Consider the following 20,129-nt stretch of genomic DNA (forward strand, 5'->3'; position numbering starts at 1 on the left):
CTGATGCGGCAGCAGCTCATCGTCTCCGGGATTGGCGTTCGCAGCCCTGTCGTGCTCGGCTCCTCCATCCCGGGCCGCACTCCGTCTTTCTGCGTGCTTGTGATGCAGCCCTGGCCTCGCGAGGTTTGCCTGCGCTTGTGCAAAACCTCATGGAAAGAACCGAAGCACAATCAATCCAAACCACAAGAAGTTACAATTCCGAAGATGCCCCGTGCGACAGATATGGCGCGACAAGATGGCCGCTCCGGCCAAGTGCCCGGCTGGCTCAATTTACCTCTGTGAGGATCTACGATGGCCGTTCCACGCAAGGCATACCCAACTCCGGCGCTCGAAAAAGGACTCGACATCCTCGAGCTGTTCGCGCGGGAGCCGATGGGGCTGACCAAGAGCGAGGTGGCGCGGCGGCTGGAGCGCTCCGTCTCCGAGATCTTCCGGATGCTGCTCTGCCTCGAAGAGCGCGGCTACATTGCACGTGCCGAGGGCGACGACCGCTTTCGCCTGACCCTGCGCCTCTTCCACCTGGCGCAGGAGCACCCGCCCACCAAGCGCCTCATCGCCGAGGCCGAGCCGATCATGCAGGACGTCGCCCATAAACTGCGGCAGTCCTGCCATCTCGGTGTGCTGAACGATGCCAACGTGGTCATTCTCGCGCAGGTTGATTCGCCCATCAGCCCCGGTTTCTCCGTGCGTCCCGGCTCCGTCGTGGACCTGATGCGCGCCGCCAGCGGCCACGTCATCCTCTCGTTTCTCTCGGACCACGCCAGAACCCGCGTGCTGGAGCAGTGGCAGGGAAACACACACAGCAAGGTGCCGCGCGACCTTGAGACGCATCTGCGCAGCATCCGCAAACGTGGCTTTGAGGAGCGCGAGAGCTACGAGATCCAGGGCGTCATCAACGTCAGCTTTCCCGTGTTGGATGAGCGGCACACGGCTATCGCCGCGCTCACCGTACCCTACCTGGCGCGCATCGGCGAGTCCATCGATGTGAAGACCGTACGGGCCATACTCAAGACAGCCAGCGAGCGACTCTCGTCCGAGATGGGCTTCAAGATCGCTTGATCGTCCCCGTCGCTCGCTACTGCCAGGCCCTGCCGCCGGGGAAGCTGTAACGCTCCAGCGACTCGGGACGAACCTCGATGCTGTACCCCGGAGCCTCGGGCATCTGGTAGCGTCCGCGCACGATCCGAACCGGATGAACGAAGTGTTCGTGCAGGTGATCGACGTACTCGATCACGCGATTCTCCAGTTGCATCGAACCGCGCAGGTAGTCGAACGCGGAGAGATGCTGCACGTACTCGCATAGCCCTACGCCGCCCGCGTGCGGACAGACCGGAACGCCGAACTTCGCGGCCATCAGGATGATGGCGAGGTTCTCATTGACGCCGCCGACACGGCAGCTATCGATCTGGCACACGTCGATCGAACCGGCCTGCAGCATCTGCTTGAACATGACACGATTGTGCGCGTGCTCGCCGGTGGCGATGCGGATCGGCGCTACCTCGCGGCGAATGCGGGCGTGCCCGAGGATGTCGTCCGGGCTCGTCGGCTCCTCCATCCACCACACGTCCAGTTCCTTGAAACGCAGCGTGCGCTCAATCGCCTCGGCCACACTCCACTTCTGGTTGGCATCGAGCATCAGCTTGTTCTGCCAGCCGATCTCCTCGCGAACGATACGGCCTCGGCGCAGGTCGTCCACGGGATCGCCGCCGACCTTCAGCTTGAAGTGCGTCCAGCCCTCCGCAAGCCCCTCGCGGCAGAGACGCTGTATCTTCTCGTCGCTAAAGCCGAACCATCCGGCTGAGGTCGTATAAGCCTGATAGCCATCGCGCGTAAGCTGCTCGATCCGTGCCTCCATGCCGATGCGGCTCACACGCAGGTGCTCGAGCGCCTCGTCACGCGAGAGCGCATCGTCGATGTAGCGGAAGTCGATGGCGGAGACGATCTGCTCCGGCTCCATCTCGGCCAGCAATCGCCACAGCGGCTTGCCCTCCACCTTGGCGTAGAGGTCCCACACGGCGTTGATGAGCGCGGCGGTGGCGAGCTGGATGACGCCCTTCTCCGGGCCCAGCCAGCGGAACTGGCTCTCGTCGGTGAGCGTGCGCGAGAAGGCGCACATGTTCTCGGTCAGCGAGTGCAACGAGCGCCCCTTGATGAAGGTTGCGAGATAGTTCAGCGCGGAGACGCAGAGGTCGGTCCCGCGGCCCAGAGTGAACGTGAGTCCGTGGCCCTCGACGCCCGCGTCCGTCTCGAGGATGCAGTATGCGGCCGAGTAGTCCGGATCCTTGTTCACGGCATCAGACCCGATGCTCTCGCGGGAGGTGGGGAAACGAAGGTCGATGACCCGGACATTTTGGATCGTTACATCTCGCACGTACTGTCACATCCTCATTGAGCTGCCGCGGAAGGCGGTTCTCCGGGCGCGATCCAATCAATTATCTGTGAACATATACGTTTGTCAATGAAAAGGTACTTCGTACCGTTCTCGGGGAGGTATTGGTGAATCAACAGCAAGGGTCCTCCCGCTGGTCGGAAACGAAAATCTCATTTCCGACCAACGGGAGGACCACGGATACGCGCAGCGTCCAGGACCGCACGAAGTGCCGCCCGCCCGGCGTTAGGGCGCTTTTATGCTTTTACGCGCGCACCCCATAACGTGCAGCCGATTCGCGGCGCGAGAGGTTAGGGCTAAGCGCGCGACGGGCGCTGTCGTACGCGTCCCAGTCCGCAATGTTGGGCAGCGCGGGAATCGTAATCAGCTCGTGCTGATCGAGTCCGGCCAGCGAAGCATCGACCATCTCCTCCGCCGTCATCACGATCTCGGCGGGCAGGTGGCTCAGCGGAATCCCCGAACGGTCCCAAAGCTCAGTGCTCGTCGCACCCGGAAGCACGGCCTGCACCTGGATGCCCTTGCTGCTCACCTCGTTGTGCAGCGCCTGCGTCAGGTTCACAACGTACGCCTTAGTGCCGCTATACGCGCCGTTCAGCATCTCAGGAGCCAGCGCGACGACGGAAGCAATGTTGATGATGAGCCCACTGGCACGCTCAAGAAAGCCGGGCAGCACAGCCGAGGTCAGGCGCGTCAGCGCCGTCACGTTGAGCTGGATCATGTTGTCGAGATCATCGGCCTTGGAATCGACGAGCTTAGCCCCGACGTTGAGGCCCGCGTTGTTGACCAGCGCCGTGATGGCCTTATCCGAGCGCAAGCGCTCTTCTACCTTCAGCAGATCCTGCCGGTTCGTCAGGTCGGCGGGGAGGACATCGACCGTGCGGCCCGTCTTCGCGGTCAGGCTGGCTGCAAGATCCGTAAGCCGCTTCTGGTCGCGGGCGACGAGGATCAGGTTGTAACCGCGTTGGGCAAGGCGATCGGCGTAGACTGCGCCGATGCCGGTTGAGGCTCCGGTGATGAGGGCGGTGCCTTTGGAGAGCTGAGCGTTCATGTGAGACCTCGGTGAATCGAAGATGTGAGTCAAGGTTTCTGACACGCTTACTTAGAGTAGACCGGTCGGTTAGTAGATTCAGAAAACTTACACCTCTTCTAAAAACCGCGTGAGCGCTACTTTTTCAGTAACACCTGAAAGGCAAAGTGCATGAACGTATCGAGCGGCGCATCGCTCTTCTCGGCCTTCGAGCGCACCAGGGCGCCCTCCCAGCTATTGAGCAGAAAGGCAGCAAGCTGGTCGGCCTTGGTGCTTCGCGGCAGATCGCCTCGCTCGATAGCCGAGCGCAGCAACACGGCGATCCCTCCCTGCCAGTTCGTAAAGATGCGGCTCAGCAGCGATTGAATCGTGTCGCTCTGCGCGGCCACCTCCAGGCTCAGGTTTCCCAGCATGCAGCCGTTGTACGGGCCGTTGTATCCAGCGAGAGAGACCATCTCTTCGAAGTAACGCCGCAGCCGCTTCAGAGGCGGCGTCTCCTCATCTTCGAGAAAGCCTCCCAGCCTGCGGTTCTCCTGTGCGGCATAGCGCTCGAGCACCTCTTTGGCGAAGGCCTCTTTACTGGGAAAGTAGTGATAGAACGAACCCTTGGGAACACCGGCCTGGTCGAGAATCTCCTTCACCCCGGTTACGGTGTAGCCCATCGCATAGATGCGATCGAGCCCGACCTCAATCAGATGTTCGCGTGTCGTCTGCATGGTGATCCTTCGCTCCACAGGGCAATAGACTGGTCAGTTCCAACTGCATCTCATTTCACAGATGCTTCCTTACCCTTCAGGGATTCGCCCCGCGGCTTTTCTTGCCCGACGCCTTGCCGTTCTTCTCGAGCCGCAGCTTCCAAGCCGTACGCAAGGCTCCCGTGAGCACCTCTTCGCTCGCCGCCGACAGCCGGATGTGCGTCGCTCCCATGCTCCCCCAGCCACCCGCGACAGGCACAAAGACCTCCGGCTGCTCGTCGACAAACGCCGCCTGCTGCTCGGGTGAGAGCAGCAAATTGCCATACCCCTGACCGGCAGAGGCAAGCGTGGCAAAGATGCGACCACCCACGCGGAAGTCCGGCGAGCCCATGTGCGCGCTCTCCTCAGCACCTGCAAGACTCAGCGCAATGCGGCGAAAATCATCCACGGTCATCGGCGCTCCTTCTGCACAAACAGAAGTCGGTTTACGTGCCCATGATAGATTGTTCTCGATCTCTGCACTTGCTTCACCACGAACCATCCATTCCCCGCTGTGGCCTTTCGGGAGGTAACACTGTGTCGATTCACTCTGCCTTGAAGCTGTCCTCTGCTCTTGCCCTATTGCTCGCGCTCACCCATACGTCTGGAGCGCAAACGCCCGTCTTCGCAGGCCCCACCGATCCACGCGCGATCCAAGCCTATCAGGAGGCCACGGAGTTCGAGAAACATCGCAACGTCGTCTTCGCCCTCGATAACTACAGGAAGGCCGACAAACTCGACGGCAACAAATGCGCGGCCTGCGCCCTTGCCGTTGTGAAGGTGGCCGTGGAGATCGGTGACTTCAAGGCCGCTGACGCCGCATCGCAGGAGCTGATCGCCCTCTCCACCACGCCGGAGCAGCAGACCAAGGCTCACCTGTCACGCGCCCAGATGCTCCTCGCCATGGGCCAGAACAAGAAGAAACCGGAGTGCTTTCAGCAGGGCGCGGCCGAGACCGACCTGGTGCTCGCCACCAAGCCGAACGACGCCACCGCGCTCTACCTGAAGGGCACCTGCCTGGCCTTCGAGCAGCACGATGACGACGCCCGCAAGGTCTTCGGTCAACTGACCACGGAGATGAAACCCGGCTCGGTCGACTACACCCGCATTACCCGCTTCGCCGAGCGCCCCGAACTGGCGCGAGCCCGCATGGCCCCGGCCTTCCGCGTCACCACGCTGGACGGCAAGCGCGTCTCGCTCGACGAGCTGAAGAACAAGGTCGTCCTCATCGACTTCTGGGCCACCTGGTGCGGCCCCTGCCGCGAGGCGCTGCCCCACATGCAGCAGATCGCCAAAAAGTTCGAGGGCCAGCCCCTGGTCATCCTCAGCATCAGCCTCGACAAAGACGAACAGAAGTGGAAGGAGTTCGTCGGCAAGAACAACATGACGTGGCTGCAATATCGCGACAACGGCTTCAACGGCTCCATCGCCACCAGCTTCGGCGTCCAGTCGATCCCCCACACCTTTACCATCGACAGCGACGGAGTCCTACAAGACGAGAAGATAGGCGACGGCTACATTGAGGGCAAGCTGAAGAAGCTCATCGCGCAGGCCGTGCAGAACGAGGCCAAACAGCGCGAGGCGGCCGCACCGGTTGCATCCGGCACGACCGCCTCGCAGCAGTAGCTTCTCCGCAGTTACTCGGCGGCGACGGTCTCTTCCATCGGCGGGCACGAGCAGAAGAGGTGCCGGTCGCCGTACGCGTTGTCGATCCGGCTGACCGGAGACCAGTACTTGTCCGTGCGCCGCGAGTTGCCGGGGAAACAGCCCTCCGCGCGCGTGTACGGACGATCCCACACGTCGTCCACAAGGTCGTGAACCGTGTGCGGCGCGAAGGCCAGTGGGCTATCCTCCACCTTCCACTTGCCCGCTTCGATGTCGCGCACCTCGTTGCGAATCGCGATCATCGCATCGCAGAAGCGGTCGATCTCAGCCTTCGACTCGGACTCGGTCGGCTCGATCATCAGCGTGCCCGCCACCGGGAAGCTCATCGTCGGCGCGTGGAAGCCGTAGTCGATCAGACGCTTGGCCAGATCGTCCACCGATACGCCGGAGGTCGCCTTGATCGGCCGCGTATCAAGAATGCACTCGTGCGCCACTCGCCCATGCTCGTTCTTGTAGAGCACGGGATAGTGCTCCTCCAGCCGCTTGGCGATGTAGTTGGCGTTCAGGATTGCCGCCTCGGTGGCCAACGTCAGACCCTCTCCGCCCATCAGCAGGATGTACGCCCACGAGATGACCAGGATTGAAGCCGAGCCGTAAGGAGCAGCCGAGACCGGTCCCATCGCCGTGCTATCGGCCAGCTCCGGGTGCCCCGGCAGGAATGGAGCCAGGTGGCTGCGCACGCCGATCGGGCCGACGCCCGGACCGCCGCCGCCGTGCGGAATGCAGAAGGTCTTGTGCAGGTTCAGATGGCTCACGTCGCCACCGAACTTGCCCGGATAGACCACGCCCACCTGCGCGTTCAGGTTCGCGCCGTCCAGATAGACCTGACCACCGAAGTCGTGCACGATCTCGCAGACCTCGCGCACGCGCTCCTCGAAGACGCCGTGCGTCGAAGGGTACGTAATCATGATGCACGAGAGGATATCGGCGTACTTGGTCGCCTTCTCGCGCAGGTCGTCGACGTCCACATTGCCCTGCTCATCGCACTTGACGCTGACGACCTCCATCGAAGCCATCTGTGCCGACGCGGGGTTGGTGCCGTGCGCCGAGGTGGGGATGAGGCAGATCTTGCGGTGCCCTTCGCCACGACTCTCGTGATAGGCATTGATCGCCAGCAGCCCGGCGTACTCGCCCTGCGCGCCCGAGTTAGGCTGGAACGAGAACGCATCGTAGCCGGTGATCTGGCACAGCCGCTCCTCAAGCGCCTTGAGCAACTCGGCGTATCCAGCCGCCTGATCCGCCGGAACAAACGGATGCAGGCTGCTGAACTCCGGCCAGGTCACCGGGATCATCTCGGTGGTGGCGTTCAGCTTCATGGTGCAGGAGCCCAGCGGAATCATCGCGCGGTCGAGCGCCAGATCGCGGTCGGCCAGCCGCCGCATGTAGCGCAGCATCTCGGTCTCGGAGTGGTACTGGTTGAAGACCGGGTGAGTAAGGAACTTGCTGGTGCGCCGCAGGCTCGCCGGCAGCGTCGCCGAGGCGCTCACCGCGTCGAACTTGAGCGCGGGGCCAAAGCAGGCCCACAGCGCCTCCACCTGAGCCGGGGTGATGGTCTCATCGAGGCTGATGCCCACGCGCCCGCCCGCCGCGTGACGCCGCAGGTTGAAGCCCGCCGCCACCGCAGCCGCATGGATATCGTCGGTCCTGTGCCCGGTCAGCACGGTGATGGTGTCGAAGTAAGCCGCAGGCTCCACCGCGAAGCCCAGCGAGACCAGCCCAGCGGCCAGCTTCGTGGTCAGGGTGTGGACGCGCGTGGCGATCTCGACCAGCCCCTCCGGCCCGTGGTAGACCGCGTACATGCTCGCCATCACGGCCAGCAGCACCTGCGCGGTACAGATGTTCGAGGTGGCCTTCTCGCGGCGGATGTGCTGCTCGCGCGTCTGCAACGCCAGCCGGTACGCGGGGTTGCCACGCCGGTCGACCGAGACACCCACCAGCCGCCCCGGCATGTTGCGCTTCAACTCATCCTTCGTCGCCAGATACGCGGCGTGCGGGCCGCCATAGCCCATCGGCACACCGAAGCGCTGCGTCGAGCCGATGGCCATATCCGCGCCCAGCTCTCCCGGAGACGTCAGCAGCGTCAGCGCCAGCGGATCGGCCGCCATCACGGCCACCGCGCCTGCGGCGTGCAGCGCGGCAATCGCCTCACGGAAGTCCACGATATGCCCGTGAGTGCCGGGGTACTGGAAGATCGCTCCGAAGACGTCAGACGCCACCAGGTCGGTCGCGGGATCGCCGATCACCAGCGTCCAACCGAAGGGCTTGGCCCGCGTGCCCAGCAGCGCAATCGTCTGCGGATGGCAGCCGCGATCCACAAAGAAGCTGGTTTTGGACGACTTGGCCCCGCGCTTCGCCATCGCCATCGCCTCGGCGGCGGCAGTGGCCTCATCAAGCAGCGACGCATTGGCGATATCCAGCCCGGTCAGGTCGCAGACCATCGTCTGAAAATTAATCAAAGCCTCGAGCCGCCCCTGGCTGATCTCCGGCTGATACGGCGTATACGCCGTGTACCACGCCGGGTTCTCGAAAATATTGCGCTGAATGACCGCCGGAAGCAGCGTGCCATAGTAGCCCTGCCCGATCAGCGAGGTCATCACGCGATTCTTCGCGGCCACGGTCTTGAGATACGCCAGCGTCTCCGGCTCGGTCAGCGCGGGGCCAAAGGTCAACTGCCCCGGATCGAGGATCGACGCGGGCACAGCCTCGGCGATCAGGCCGTCGAGCGAATCGACGCCGACCACGCCCAGCATGGCCTCGATACCCGCCGCCGTGGGTCCGATGTGGCGCTTGGCGAACGACTCCACGCCGTTCAGTTGGTTGGTAAGGGTCTTGCCCGAAACCTGAGTTGCCGCAATCGCTTCGCTTGCCATGAACGCACACTCCCCGTCGCGCCGGCCTTCAAGCCGGATCGCGCATGTGCCCCTTCTGTCTCTTTGCCTGAGATCATTATCCCGTCGGCGGACACCCGCGCCGGGCTGTTCGCTCCAGCGGTGCCTCTCTCCAGAAGTCTGTTTGCCCACGCGGTCCTTCTGCCTGAGAGTTTCCGGGGCGGTTGCTCCTTCGGCGCCGGACTAGGTTGCAAGTCCGATCTCTCCCGCGCGTGACAGGGCCTGTTTCGGCAAGTAAACGAGACAGAGCCTACTTAGAATCTAGTCGGAATCCCGAGCCGAGGCAAACCGGCTGCGGGAAGTGCGCAAGTCAGCTTGAGATCAATTACTGCAAGCTCGCTTTTAATTACCTATTAGCAAATCGCGTTCAAATTAGTTGATTGCCTGTTAGCATCAATCAACTCCAGATACAGCTTGTATTCCTCCGCTCTAGCCCGAAAGAAAATACATGACGACTTCACGCAAATACTGGGTTGTATCCCCAAACGTTGACAATAAAAATCGGACAGTGAGTGAATGGATACAAGCGAGTGTCAGATGGCAAGCGGCATTCATGGGGTGGCACCCCGACGACCAAGATCACAAGCTCGGCCCTAAGTTTGCACACGAAATCCGTCCTGGCGACTTGATTCTCATTGCCCGACGCTACCGCAAAGAACCACAAATAGTCGGTTTTGGGATTGTTGTGGAGGAATTCAAAACACATCTCAGAGGCTTCGAACCTCCTCAGTCCTTTGGGTCACTGCGCCAACTCGATCCTTTTGTTCCAATGAGCCACCCGCCAAAGCATCCCCCTTTTATCAATGATGCCCTCAACCACACTGCCTCGCTACGTCAGCTCCATCCCGAAAATAATCATGTACATAAAGAACTGTGCGACTGGATGGAAAGAAAACTTGCAATTAGCAATGCCGCAGCTCCGAAAGAGTATTTGCAAGAAATAACGTCAAGAGTTCAACTGCGATCACTTCCAAACGACGCACAACTTGAATATCAGGTCAGAACTCTTCGTTCGGTTAAACAGGCCATAAAAAAGGAAGCTGATCTGGTCATTCGCTATCGACAGTGGCTAGAACGCCAAGATCGTGAACTACAAATCTTCAAGAGCGACGGAATTCAGTGCGATTCTTACGAACAAACTCGCAAGAATCTTATTGAAGCGAAATGCTCCGCTAAAAGGGAATACATCCGAATGGCAGTAGGTCAACTGCTCGATTATGCATTCCAAGCAAAGCATGATCTTGGTAATTGTCATAAGGCAATTCTCCTACCTGAAAAACCGGATGCTGCTATTTTGGAATGGCTCAAGTCACTTGAAATCAGCGCAATATGGGAAGAGAATTCGGTATTTTTAGATAACTTGGATGGCCAATTTACCTAATTACTTTTACTCATCGAGACTAGATCGGTAATCTCAAGTCGGCTTTAAACAGTGAAGGAGCGTTCCTTAGGAACGCTCCTTCACCCAATCGGCCCAGCCGCAGCGACTACTTCGAACTCATCGCCAACTGCTGCTGATACTCCTCGTACGGCCCCTTGTGGTCGGTGATGTGGAAGTTCGTCGGCCCGCCCTCAAAGTGCCAGATCCGCGTTCCCGCCTCTTCGATCAGGTCCTGGTCGTGCGTCACCAGAAAGACCGTGCCCTCATACTTCTGGATCGCCTGGTTCAGCGCGTTGATGCTCTCGAGATCCAGGTGGTTCGTCGGCTCGTCGAGCACCAGGATGTTCGGCTTCTGCAGCATGATCTTGCAGAAGAGCAGCCGCGCAGCCTCTCCTCCCGACAGCGCATCGGTCTTCTTGTTGCCCTCTTCGCCGCGGAAGAGCATCTGCCCCAGGATGCCGCGGATCTCCTCCTTGGTCGCCTGCGGATCGTACTGGTGCAGCCAGTCCGAGGCCGTCATGCCCAGTTGGATCGAACCCTTGTGGTCCTGCGCGAAGTAGCCGATCTGCGCCTCGTGCCCCCACTTCACCTCGCCCGAGTCGATCGAGACATCCTTCTCCTCGATCCCCGGCCCGTTGGCCAGCAGCGCCTTCAGCAGCGTGGTCTTGCCCTGTCCGTTGCGCCCGATCAGGACGACCTTCTCGCCGCGGCCCACCATCGCCGAGAAGTTGTTGATGACGTGCTCGGTCTTGCCGTCCTTCTGGACGTAGCTCTTGTTCACGTTCTCGAACTCAAGCACCGTCTTGCCTGAAGGCCGCACCAGGTCGAAGCGGATGAACGGACGCGCGATGTTCGAGCGAGCCAGCTCGCTGGTGGCCAGCCGCTCGACTTCCTTCTTACGCGAGTTCACCTGGCTCGAACGCGTACCGGCGGAGAAGCGCGCGATAAAGTCGTTCAACTGCGCAATCTTCTTCTCGCGCTGCTCGTTCTGGCTCTCGATGCGGGTGCGGATGCTGGTCTTCTGCAACACCATGTCGTCGTAGCCGCCGTTGTAGACGATGATCGTCTCGTAGTCGATATCGGCGATGTGCGTGCACACGTTGTTCAGGAAGTGCCGGTCGTGCGAGATGGTGATGACCGTGCCGTTATAGCGGTTCAAAAAGTCCTCAAGCCAGTGGATCGAGTCGAGGTCGAGATAGTTCGTAGGCTCGTCGAGGAACAACGCCTCGGGCTGGCCGAAGAGTGCCTGACACAGCAGCACGCGGACCTTCTGGCCGCCCTGCAGCTCGCTCATCTTGCGCTCGTGCAGCTCGTCGGGAATGTCGAGCCCTTGCAGCAGGATGGCCGCATTGGCCTCGGCCTCGTAGCCGTCCTCGTCTCCGACGATACCCTCAAGCTCGCCCAGACGGCTGCCATCCTCGTCCGTCATCTCGGGCTTGTTGTAGATGATCTCGCGCTCTTCCAGCGCCGCCCACAGGGCCTTGTTCCCCATGATGACCGTGTCGATCACCCGGTACGCATCGAAGGCGTACTGATCCTGCGAGAGCACGCCGAACTTGCGCGGGCGCACCACGGTGCCCTTCTGGGCGTCGAGCTGGCCCGTCAGCACCTTCATAAAGGTCGATTTACCCGCGCCGTTAGGCCCGGTCAGGCCGTAGCGGCGGCCGTCCGTAAAGGTGACCGAGACATCCTCGAAGAGGAGCTTCTGGCCATAACGCATTGTGACATTCGAGACGGAAATCATAGGTTTTCTCTTATTTTACAGGCATTTCGTCGTACTCATCGAGCCGGCATCTAAAAGCTTGAGTCTTCCGTGAAAAATCCCGCCGGATCAGGCCTGGTTCGATCCACCACCGGGCGGAGCATCCGCCAGAGGGTTGGATGGCAGAGCTGGAGCAACAACCCGCATCCCCAGCCACCGCTCCAGCCGCATACGCACCGCGTCCGTGCGGAACTCGGTCATCAGAGCCAGTAGATAGGCATAGAGGAGCACTACAATCATCAGAATCGCCCCGTAAAAAAACGTCAGGCCACTCGGATGCCAACGTGTATCCCCAATCACCAGCGAAGCCAGCAACACCAGAAAAGGCGTATGCGAAGCATAGAGTGTGAACGAGAAGCGAGCCATCTCGCGAGAGCCTCGCACACCCCACGCCCCAGGACTATAGCGATCTTTGTCCGACTTCAAGAGCCACAGGTACAACAACGTCGCAATCGTCAACAGATAATCGTCCACTAAATGGTTAGCTGGGTAGTGACCGAGCAGAAAGAAGATCGGGAAATACACCAGGGTCGCAATTATCCGAATCCTCCTGCCATTGACCGGAGAAAGAGATGGCCCATCCACTTTGAACAGAGCCACTCCAGCCAGCCAGATGGGAAAGGAAAACAGGATTGGTTCCCGCACCAGCCAGGCCACTGCAACCAGCAGCACTCCGCACAGCAGTCGTCTCCATAGAACCGTCCGCGGCCAAACGGTAACCAGCGCCAGGGGGAACAGCAGGTAATACCAGAACTCATACGCGAGACTCCACAACGCGCCGTCGGTCCCATACATCGTAGTCAGGATGCCCTGGAGAAAGAAGAGATTGCTGAAGAAAACGTGCGGCGCAAGCGCTTCGGCGACATGGCCGATCATGTGATTGTGGTCCTGCCCAGCGTAGAGCAAGGGCGCGTGCCCCAGGTGCATCCCCAGCGTGTCCCAGGCAAGACACAGCAGCAGCGCCGGAATCAGCACGATCCAGAGGCGAACAAAACGCTTCAGCAGATAGTCCTTCCACGACCACTGCGACCTCTCCATCGCGCGCAGAACCGTGCCCCCGATAAAGTATCCGCTCAGCACAAAGAAGAGGATGACAGCCGGATGCCCCGCGCCGCTCAGCGCGTACGGCAGAAACATCCAACGGCGATAAACGGTTACGTCAGGGAAGTCGATGAAGTACAAATTCCGCAGGTGCTCGATCAGGACAAGCAATGCAGCCACTCCGCGCAGCAGATCGAAGTGTACTGAAGCCCATGTGTCGACGAAGCGCGTTGTAAGGGGACGGCTGCTGGACAGGCTCAAAGGGCTTTCCCTGGGGAGGATGTCATCTACAGAAAATAAACCATGTTGCTTCGAAACGAGACACTATTCACATTCTAAATGGCCTTCTCTCAGCCACACAACGTCAGCCCTGCCCGATCAACACACCCGCCGCAAAGACCAGCCCGCCGCCCACGATCACCTGCAAACACGAGAGCGCGAAGCTCGTCTTCATGTACCGGTAGCGAATCCACGAGATCACGATCAGCTCGATCCCCACCACCAGATAGGCCAGCCTCAGCGCCGCATGAACGTTCGGCAGCAGGAACGGCAGCGTGTGCAGGAAGCCGCCGAGAAAGGTCATGAAGCCGGTGATCACGCCGCGCACCAGAGGCTTGCCGCGCCCCGTCAGCGAGCCGTCGTCCGACAGCCCCTCGGAGAACGCCATGCTGATCCCCGCGCCTACCGCCGAGGCCGCGCCGATCAGGAAGACCGTATGCGAGCTGTGCGTCGCAAACGCAGTCGCAAAGATAGGAGCCAGCGTCGACACCGAGCCATCCATCAGGCCGGACAGCCCCGGTTGCACCACCTGCAGCACGAAGCTCTTCTCATCGCTGGCAATGGCGGCCAGATCAGGCAGATCGGGTATCAGGTCAGACATGCGTTCCAGTCTACCGCCGTACCTTCCAATAAAACCTGTCCTGCCGGACAGGCCTCCTGCGCGGAGGGCGGTCACTTCGTGACTTTCACACTTGTCTTGCTGACTCAAAAAGCAAAGGTCCTCCCGCTGGTCGGAAACAAGCTTCCAACCAATGGGAGGACCTCAAATTACACGAAGTGCTTAGCGACCGCGCCGAGCAGGACCACCCGAACGACCACCACCAGGACGGCTGTTCGAACCCGGCCCACGTCCGCCACCCTGTCCGCGTCCGCCGCCAAAGCCGCCACCACCGCTACGCCCACGGAAGCCGTTGCCGGCCCCGCCGCGATACGGGCTGGCGGCCGAAGCCACCTGCCCCTGCGCCGACACATCGCCCGTCCGCCACGCACGCGACTCGAGTTGCATCACGTCGCCCAGAGCAGCCGTATCCAGAGGCCGATTGCGCTCTTCCTTCTCCAGGTTTTTGTCCGCCTCGCGCCACTCGAACTTGATCTTCAGCTCGCGCTCCAGCTTGCGCGCATCCGACCGCTCCTGCGGCATCACAAAGGTGGTGGCGACGCCCTTCTTGCCCGCGCGGCCCGTACGGCCGATGCGGTGCACAAAGTCCTCAGAAGCATTGGGCAGGTCGTAGTTCACGACATGCGCGATGTTCGAGACGTCGATTCCACGAGCCGCCACGTCCGTCGCAACCAGGACGCGGTGACGCCCCGACGCGAAGCCCTTCAGAGCCGCCGTCCGCTGCGACTGCGAGCGATCGCCGTGGATCACATCCGCCTGATGCCCCAGCTTCTCCAGCTTCTTCGAGATGCGATCCGCGCCATGCTTGGTCCGCGAGAAGACCAGGAACGTGCCCTCTTCTTCATTCAGCATCTGGTTCAGCAGGCCGAGCTTCTGGTCCTGCATCACGCTGTAAACGCGCAGCTCCACGCGGTCCGAAGGCTTCGAGGTCGTACCGATCTCGATGCGCACCGGCTTCTGCACGTAGTCGCGCACGATCTCCGAGATATTCGCATCCAGCGTCGCCGAGTAGCACATCGTCTGCCGCGTCTTGGGCAGCGCGCCTACGATCCGCTTGATCGCGGGCAGGAAGCCCATGTCGAGCATCCGGTCCACTTCGTCGAGCACCAGCATCTCCACCGAGCTGAGGTTCACCGAGCGGCGGCGCAGAAAGTCCTCAAGACGTCCAGGCGTCGCGACGACCAGCCGCGGCCCGCGGCTCAGGTGATCGAGCTGCGTGTTCTCCGAGAGACCGCCGCAGACCAGAACCGAGTCGTTCTTCGCATGGGGAACGATCTTGCCGTACGCCTCGAGCACCTGCATCGCCAGCTCACGCGTCGGCAGCAGGATCAGCGAGCGGATCGGTCCACGCTTGCCCTTGGACGACGGCACCGAGTTCGCATCCATCCGCTCGATCATCGGGATGAGGAAGCTGAGGGTCTTGCCGGTTCCGGTCGAAGCGGTCGCGAGAATGTCGCGGCCCTCAAGCGCCGGAGGAATCGCCTTCGCCTGCACCGGGGTCGGCGTGTTGAAACCGCCCGCCGCCAGACGCTGCTTCAGCGAGTCGGAGATGTTGAAGTCGGCAAAGTGTACGTCCCGCACCATGGGAAGGCCGGTCGCCGGGTCCAGCTCGGCGTTGGTGCCGGTGATGGTCTCCTGAACAGGAAGGGTAGCGGGGGAGGTTGGGGAGGTGTTTTCGGTCTGGTTCTGGGACAGGTTCTGAGTCTGGGGTTCAAGCATTGCAGAAGTCAAGATTTTTCCTTAGAGATACGGGTGAGCGAACGAACGTGTACGTTCGGGGGTGCTCGCACGAGCACCATGCATTCGGTTGAGTCAGCATTGCTGTCGTTTGACGGAAGCGCTGCTGCGAGGCGAGGCCGATCCTTTGATCAGCCTTCCAGCCAGAGCAACCAGCGCGGCATCTTTCCAGTCTTTTTCCGGACCATTGCTAAGGTCCACGGAAAGACAATGCGGTGGAGAGGGATCTCACTGCGGTCTCTGGCCAGACCCCGACATCGCTTTCGAATCACATCTCTCGAAAGCATCTCGCGGAATCTTTCCCCGTAGTGCCCTACGCTTACGCGTGCTTCCATCTTAGCACGTTGTACACGCGACCTTCAAGCCCTTGAGCGATAACCGCAAGACCGGGTGAAGTGGAGCGAGAATCCCGCTCCACTTCCTTTTCCCTGCTTCAGATATGGCAGCTCACCATACCGCGCTTTTCCAGGTACTTCTGGTGATACTCCTCCGCCTTCCAGAACCGCTTCGACGGGGCCACCTGAGTCACGATAGGCCGCCGGAACGCTCCCGAGGCCGCCAGCTCAGCGATCTTCTCCCGAGCCTGCCGGAACTGCTCGTCCGAGTGCGTGTAGATCGCACTGCGGTACTGCGTCCCCCAGTCCGGCCCCTGCCGGTTCAACTGCGTCGGATCGTGCAGCGCGAAGAATGTATCCAGCAGCCGGTCGAAGCTGATCCGGGCCGGGTCGAAGGTCACCTCGACCACCTCTGCGTGTCCTGTGCGGTCTGTACAGACTTCCTTGTAAGTCGGGTGCTCCAGCTCTCCACCCTCATAGCCTACGGCGGTATCCAGCACCCCCAACAGCTCTCCAAACCGTGCTTCTACCCCCCAGAAGCACCCTGCACCAAACGTTGCTTTTTCAATTGCCACCGATGAACTCCTTTTGCCTCTCATTTGGATGCGTGGAAACCCAAAAGGTCCCCCGGCCAAGATGAAAAGCAGGAGTATTCTGTTCCCGTAAAAGAACGATAGTCAAACGGCAGCAAACACGCGCAGCGTCGATAACCGCACGAAGTGCCGCCCGCCGGCGCTAGGGCGCTTTTGCTGTTGTTTCTAAAGAAGAAAGATGTCCTGCCGGACGGGCCCGCTACGCGCGGGGCAGGCGTTCACACGCCTTTTTAAAGCTTCGCGTGGCCCTCCCGCTGGTCGGGAATAAAAATGCTCGCTGCCGACCAACGGAAGGCCCCATGCTACTTACTTACCCATACTGCCCCGAGAACGGTACGAAGTACCCTTCGGCTTCACCGGCGACTTCAGCTTCGCGAACTCCGGCAGGTTCTTCTTCGGCACCACCTTTTTGCCCTTGGACGCGCGATCCAGTGCCATCACCTCACCCGGCGTCAGCTCGCGATACTCCCCCGGCGGCACATCCAGACGCAGCGCCCCGTACCCGATGCGCCGGATCTTCTCCACATGGTGCCCAATCTCTTCGAACATCTTGCGCAGCTGCCGGTTCCGCCCCTCGGTCAGGGTCAGCTCGAACCACGGGTTATCTCCGCCGCGCACCAGCTCCAGCTTGGCCGGAGCCGTCAGAATCCGATCCCGCCGCCCCGCGCGCACCTCATCCAGCCGCCCGCGGTCGATCATGATGCCCCGCCGAATCTGATCCAGGCCCGCAGGCTCAGGATTCCCGCTCACCTTCACCAGATAGGTCTTCTCCACGCCGGTCGCGGCCTTCGACAGCGCATTGGCCAGCGCACCGTCGTTGGTCATCAGCAGCAGACCCTCGCTCAGATAATCCAGCCGCCCCACCGGATACAGCCTTACCTGATCCCCATGCGGCCCCGATTTCTGCTGCATCAACTGCATCACCGTCGGCCGCTTCTGCGGATCGTCCAGCGTCGTCACATAGCCGCGCGGCTTGTTCAGCATGTAGTACCGCTGCTGCTCCGGCCCGTGCAACAGCTTGCCGTCCACGCGGATGTGGTCGCGCGAAGCATCGGCCTTCGTGCCCAGCTCGGTCACGGTGGTGCCGTTCACCTGCACCCGGCCCTCGAGGATAATCTCCTCGGCCTTGCGTCGGCTGGCGATACCAGCCTGCGCCAAAATCTTCTGTAGCCGCTCACCCTTCGGTTCGGCATCTTGCTTGGGGACGGGTTTGTTCTGCTCGGCCATAGACTTCCATTATCTCCTGTCCAGCCACTACTTTGCCGCCATATCGCCGGCAAATCCGCTTTCCTTTGGTTCCGGCCCGCAACTCTGATACGTTCGAGCCATCCACACCAGAATTGGAGACCCGCGTGACCCGGCCCAACCGACGCCCCCTCCTGCACCTCCTGACCGTATGCCTGCTGGCTCTCGCGGCGGCCCGCCTCATCGCCCAGGCCCCCAGCTTCGCCGGAGACTACACCGGCTCCCCAGCCAAACCCGGCGGCCCCGCAGCCCCCACGCTCCACGTCGTCCAGACTGGCAGCAAGATCGAGATCACCCGCACCGACCGCGGCAAGGTCTCCACCAGCCGCTTCATCCTGAACGGTCCCGAGGGCACCTACACCAGCCCCGCCGGACTCCCCGGCAAGGGACAGGCCAAAACACAGGACAAGTTCCTGCTCATCCAGTCCGTTGTGGAGAACAAACCCCAGCCCAGTTCGCCATCCGTGCAGGTCCGCATCCGCGAGCGCTGGCAGCTCACCCCCGACCGCAAATCTCTCAAAATCGACTTCGCCGTAGACTTTCCCAACATGGCCGGAGCACCGCCTCAGTCCTGGACCGAGGAGTTCACCCGCACCGCTCGCCCATAAGCATCACTGCGTGCCGTAAAGCCGAGCGATGTACGACACCTGGTACACAAACGAGACCGCCAGAAAAGCCAACTGCGCCCTGCGGCTCCGCGTATACGAGGCCACTCCGCACAGCACCAGGTATCCGACAATCCGGATCGGGTACTCCACCCCAAACGAGTGAAAGTAAACCGCGCCCTTCAGGCTGGTGTCGATCACATCCGCCACCAGCGTCATCGCCAGAAAACCGAAGAACCAGCGCCGCCGCGAAAGAAAATAATCCTCGTACCCGTTGTAGTCCTTCAGGTCCGTCGGGAACAGAAACGTGCAGAGCGAATAGAACAGGATCGCGTAAAAGATGATGAAGAAGTACGTCCCGAAGTTCCACACCCGCACCGCCGAGAGCCGGAACTCCCACCACCAGAAGTGAATGATCCACAGCAGCAGCGAAGCCGCCCAGCCCAGGTGCAGCAGCGACGCGTGCTCCCGCCGCGGATGCTGCACGAACCGCGCAAACCCGCTCAGCAGCGTGGTGATGCACAGCCCGACGATCATCGAGATTACGACCCGGACATGCATGTACAGATCCGAGTTTGACTGCGGCTGAGGAAGGATCATCTCGTCAACGTCGCTCCTTGTCCCTGCATAGTCCCTGCACGGCTACAACAAGATCATCGACCGTCCCGCTCCGCAGACGAGCGTCTACAAGTCCTCTTCCCCAACTCCAACGCCAGTTTCAGCCTCACGCTGCACATCCGCCTCTTGCGCGGATGAGTCCTCCGCCCCATAACGAGGCGGCAACCCCGAGACCCGACCATCCACAATCTCCGCGTCCGCCACATCGACCGGCTGGCTATCCCCATCGGCCTGCGGCGCGGTCGCATACCGCTCCTCTTCCAGCTCCGCCGCCGTGCGCAGCTCCTCGTCGCGCTCTTCCTTCGTCTCCGGCTCCGCCATCGGAATCTCCTTCTGCACCGGCTCGATATCGGCCAGTTCGCCCGCCATCTTCTCAAACTCCTCGATGCTCGGCAGCTCCTGAATGTCCTTCAGCCCGAACCGCAGCAGAAAGTCCTTGGTCGTCTTGTAGAGAATCGGCCGCCCGATCACCTGCTTCCGCCCAGCCGTCGTAATCAGCTTGCGCCCCATCAGCGACCCCAGCACTCCGGCCGAGTCCACCCCGCGGATCTCCGAGACCTCCGGCGCGGTCACCGGCTGCTTGTACGCCACCACCGCCAGCGTCTCCAGCGCCTGCAGCGAGAGCTTCAGAGCCGGTTTCAGGCTCTTCACAAACCCGCGCACGGCATCGTGATACTCGGGCTTGGTTGCCATCCGCAGCCCACCGGCCACCTCCCGGATCTCCAGCCCGCGCTCCGACGTGGCATAGTCGGCGATCAACTCGTCGATGATCTGCCGGAAGTACTCCCGTAGCCGCCGCTCCCGATTCTTCTCCTGATCCCTAGTCAGCTCCTTAGCCGTCTCAGGCTCAGCGACCGTCTCAGGCTCAGCCTCCGGAGCGTCAACAGCCTCCGGCGAAGCTTCGGAAGCCACCTCAGCTTCGACCGCCGCCTCCGGCTCAGTCGCGGGAGCTACCTCAGCCTCAAGCTGCTCCTCGACAACCTCCAGCAGCTCAGCCTCAACGGCCTCTTCTTCCACCTCGAGCGCCAGCATCTGCTGACGTTCATCCAGGCGATCCAGTTCGGTCTGCGCCTCCAGGCCCAGCAGTCCGGCGAGCTGCGCCAGCGTTACCGGCTCTTCGGAGGCATAAATAACGGCTTCGATCTTCGCTTTAAGGCTCATAATTGACCCCCTAAGCATACCAACCCAGACCCTCCAGACCCTTCCCCCGC

General features: G+C 61.3%; 17 protein-coding genes and 1 riboswitch. Of the genes, 4 read left to right on the top strand and 13 right to left on the bottom strand.

Features of this window, described 5'->3' with window-relative positions; all coding sequences use genetic code 11:
• The first annotated feature begins 291 nt into the window (after positions 1 to 291).
• A complete protein-coding gene (locus FTO74_RS16990) occupies positions 292 to 1,059 on the top strand; it encodes an IclR family transcriptional regulator (protein ID WP_162539207.1) in 768 nt (255 codons plus the stop codon).
• Positions 1,060 to 1,075: 16 nt separating this feature from the next.
• On the opposite strand, the gene FTO74_RS16995 is transcribed toward FTO74_RS16990, so the two are convergent.
• The 4 genes from FTO74_RS16995 to FTO74_RS17010 all read right to left on the bottom strand — a co-directional run bounded on the left by FTO74_RS16995 (position 1,076) and on the right by FTO74_RS17010 (position 4,565).
• Complete coding sequence (locus FTO74_RS16995; RefSeq protein WP_162539208.1) at positions 1,076 to 2,371, bottom strand: enolase C-terminal domain-like protein; 1,296 nt, start codon at positions 2,369 to 2,371, stop codon at positions 1,076 to 1,078.
• A 262-nt stretch (positions 2,372 to 2,633) separates the two neighbouring features.
• Positions 2,634 to 3,437 carry an SDR family oxidoreductase gene (locus FTO74_RS17000; protein WP_162539209.1) on the bottom strand — a complete coding sequence of 268 codons (804 nt, stop codon included), beginning with the start codon at positions 3,435 to 3,437 and terminating at the stop codon, positions 2,634 to 2,636.
• A 116-nt stretch (positions 3,438 to 3,553) separates the two neighbouring features.
• Positions 3,554 to 4,132: a TetR/AcrR family transcriptional regulator gene (locus FTO74_RS17005; RefSeq protein ID WP_162539210.1), complete on the bottom strand. Its 579-nt coding sequence runs from the start codon at positions 4,130 to 4,132 to the stop codon at positions 3,554 to 3,556.
• 76 nt (positions 4,133 to 4,208) lie between these two features.
• Positions 4,209 to 4,565, bottom strand: a complete 357-nt coding sequence (locus FTO74_RS17010; protein WP_162539211.1) for an MmcQ/YjbR family DNA-binding protein — start codon at positions 4,563 to 4,565, stop codon at positions 4,209 to 4,211.
• A gap of 122 nt (positions 4,566 to 4,687) precedes the next feature.
• Here FTO74_RS17010 and FTO74_RS17015 point away from each other — a divergent pair, with 122 nt between their 5' ends.
• Positions 4,688 to 5,776 carry a TlpA disulfide reductase family protein gene (locus FTO74_RS17015; protein WP_162539212.1) on the top strand — a complete coding sequence of 363 codons (1,089 nt, stop codon included), beginning with the start codon at positions 4,688 to 4,690 and terminating at the stop codon, positions 5,774 to 5,776.
• An 11-nt stretch (positions 5,777 to 5,787) separates the two neighbouring features.
• On the opposite strand, the gene gcvP is transcribed toward FTO74_RS17015, so the two are convergent.
• Complete coding sequence (gene gcvP / locus FTO74_RS17020) at positions 5,788 to 8,685, bottom strand: aminomethyl-transferring glycine dehydrogenase (protein ID WP_162539213.1); 2,898 nt, start codon at positions 8,683 to 8,685, stop codon at positions 5,788 to 5,790.
• A gap of 141 nt (positions 8,686 to 8,826) precedes the next feature.
• Positions 8,827 to 8,922: riboswitch (glycine riboswitch) on the bottom strand.
• A 229-nt stretch (positions 8,923 to 9,151) separates the two neighbouring features.
• Here gcvP and FTO74_RS17025 point away from each other — a divergent pair.
• Positions 9,152 to 10,084, top strand: coding sequence for a hypothetical protein (locus tag FTO74_RS17025; protein WP_162539214.1), 933 nt, complete (start codon positions 9,152 to 9,154; stop codon positions 10,082 to 10,084).
• Positions 10,085 to 10,190: 106 nt separating this feature from the next.
• On the opposite strand, the gene FTO74_RS17030 is transcribed toward FTO74_RS17025, so the two are convergent.
• The 6 genes from FTO74_RS17030 to FTO74_RS17055 all read right to left on the bottom strand — a co-directional run bounded on the left by FTO74_RS17030 (position 10,191) and on the right by FTO74_RS17055 (position 17,677).
• A complete protein-coding gene (locus FTO74_RS17030; RefSeq protein WP_162539215.1) occupies positions 10,191 to 11,828 on the bottom strand; it encodes an ATP-binding cassette domain-containing protein in 1,638 nt (545 codons plus the stop codon).
• Positions 11,829 to 11,915: 87 nt separating this feature from the next.
• The gene (locus FTO74_RS17035; RefSeq protein WP_162539216.1) at positions 11,916 to 13,148 is read right to left on the bottom strand and encodes an acyltransferase; all 1,233 of its coding nucleotides are present in this window, start codon (positions 13,146 to 13,148) and stop codon (positions 11,916 to 11,918) included.
• A 103-nt stretch (positions 13,149 to 13,251) separates the two neighbouring features.
• The gene (locus FTO74_RS17040; RefSeq protein WP_162539217.1) at positions 13,252 to 13,767 is read right to left on the bottom strand and encodes a VIT1/CCC1 transporter family protein; all 516 of its coding nucleotides are present in this window, start codon (positions 13,765 to 13,767) and stop codon (positions 13,252 to 13,254) included.
• A gap of 180 nt (positions 13,768 to 13,947) precedes the next feature.
• On the bottom strand, positions 13,948 to 15,516 hold the full coding sequence (locus FTO74_RS17045; RefSeq protein WP_255462348.1) for a DEAD/DEAH box helicase: 1,569 nt from the start codon (positions 15,514 to 15,516) through the stop codon (positions 13,948 to 13,950).
• A gap of 439 nt (positions 15,517 to 15,955) precedes the next feature.
• Positions 15,956 to 16,432: a peptide-methionine (S)-S-oxide reductase MsrA gene (gene msrA, locus FTO74_RS17050; RefSeq protein WP_174242237.1), complete on the bottom strand. Its 477-nt coding sequence runs from the start codon at positions 16,430 to 16,432 to the stop codon at positions 15,956 to 15,958.
• 324 nt (positions 16,433 to 16,756) lie between these two features.
• Positions 16,757 to 17,677, bottom strand: coding sequence for a pseudouridine synthase (locus tag FTO74_RS17055; protein ID WP_162539218.1), 921 nt, complete (start codon positions 17,675 to 17,677; stop codon positions 16,757 to 16,759).
• Between the two features lie 125 nt (positions 17,678 to 17,802).
• Between FTO74_RS17055 and FTO74_RS17060 the strand changes: the two genes are divergently transcribed.
• Complete coding sequence (locus FTO74_RS17060) at positions 17,803 to 18,303, top strand: hypothetical protein (protein ID WP_162539219.1); 501 nt, start codon at positions 17,803 to 17,805, stop codon at positions 18,301 to 18,303.
• Between the two features lie 3 nt (positions 18,304 to 18,306).
• Here the strand turns inward: FTO74_RS17060 and FTO74_RS17065 are convergent, their stop codons facing one another.
• The gene (locus FTO74_RS17065; protein ID WP_162539220.1) at positions 18,307 to 18,900 is read right to left on the bottom strand and encodes a hypothetical protein; all 594 of its coding nucleotides are present in this window, start codon (positions 18,898 to 18,900) and stop codon (positions 18,307 to 18,309) included.
• An 84-nt stretch (positions 18,901 to 18,984) separates the two neighbouring features.
• Entirely contained in the window at positions 18,985 to 20,079 is a 1,095-nt protein-coding gene (gene scpB, locus FTO74_RS17070; protein WP_162539221.1) for an SMC-Scp complex subunit ScpB, read from the bottom strand.
• Between the last annotated feature and the right edge of the window lie 50 nt (positions 20,080 to 20,129).

The organism is Granulicella sp. WH15 (assembly GCF_009914315.1).
Classification (GTDB): Bacteria; Acidobacteriota; Terriglobia; order Terriglobales; family Acidobacteriaceae; genus Edaphobacter.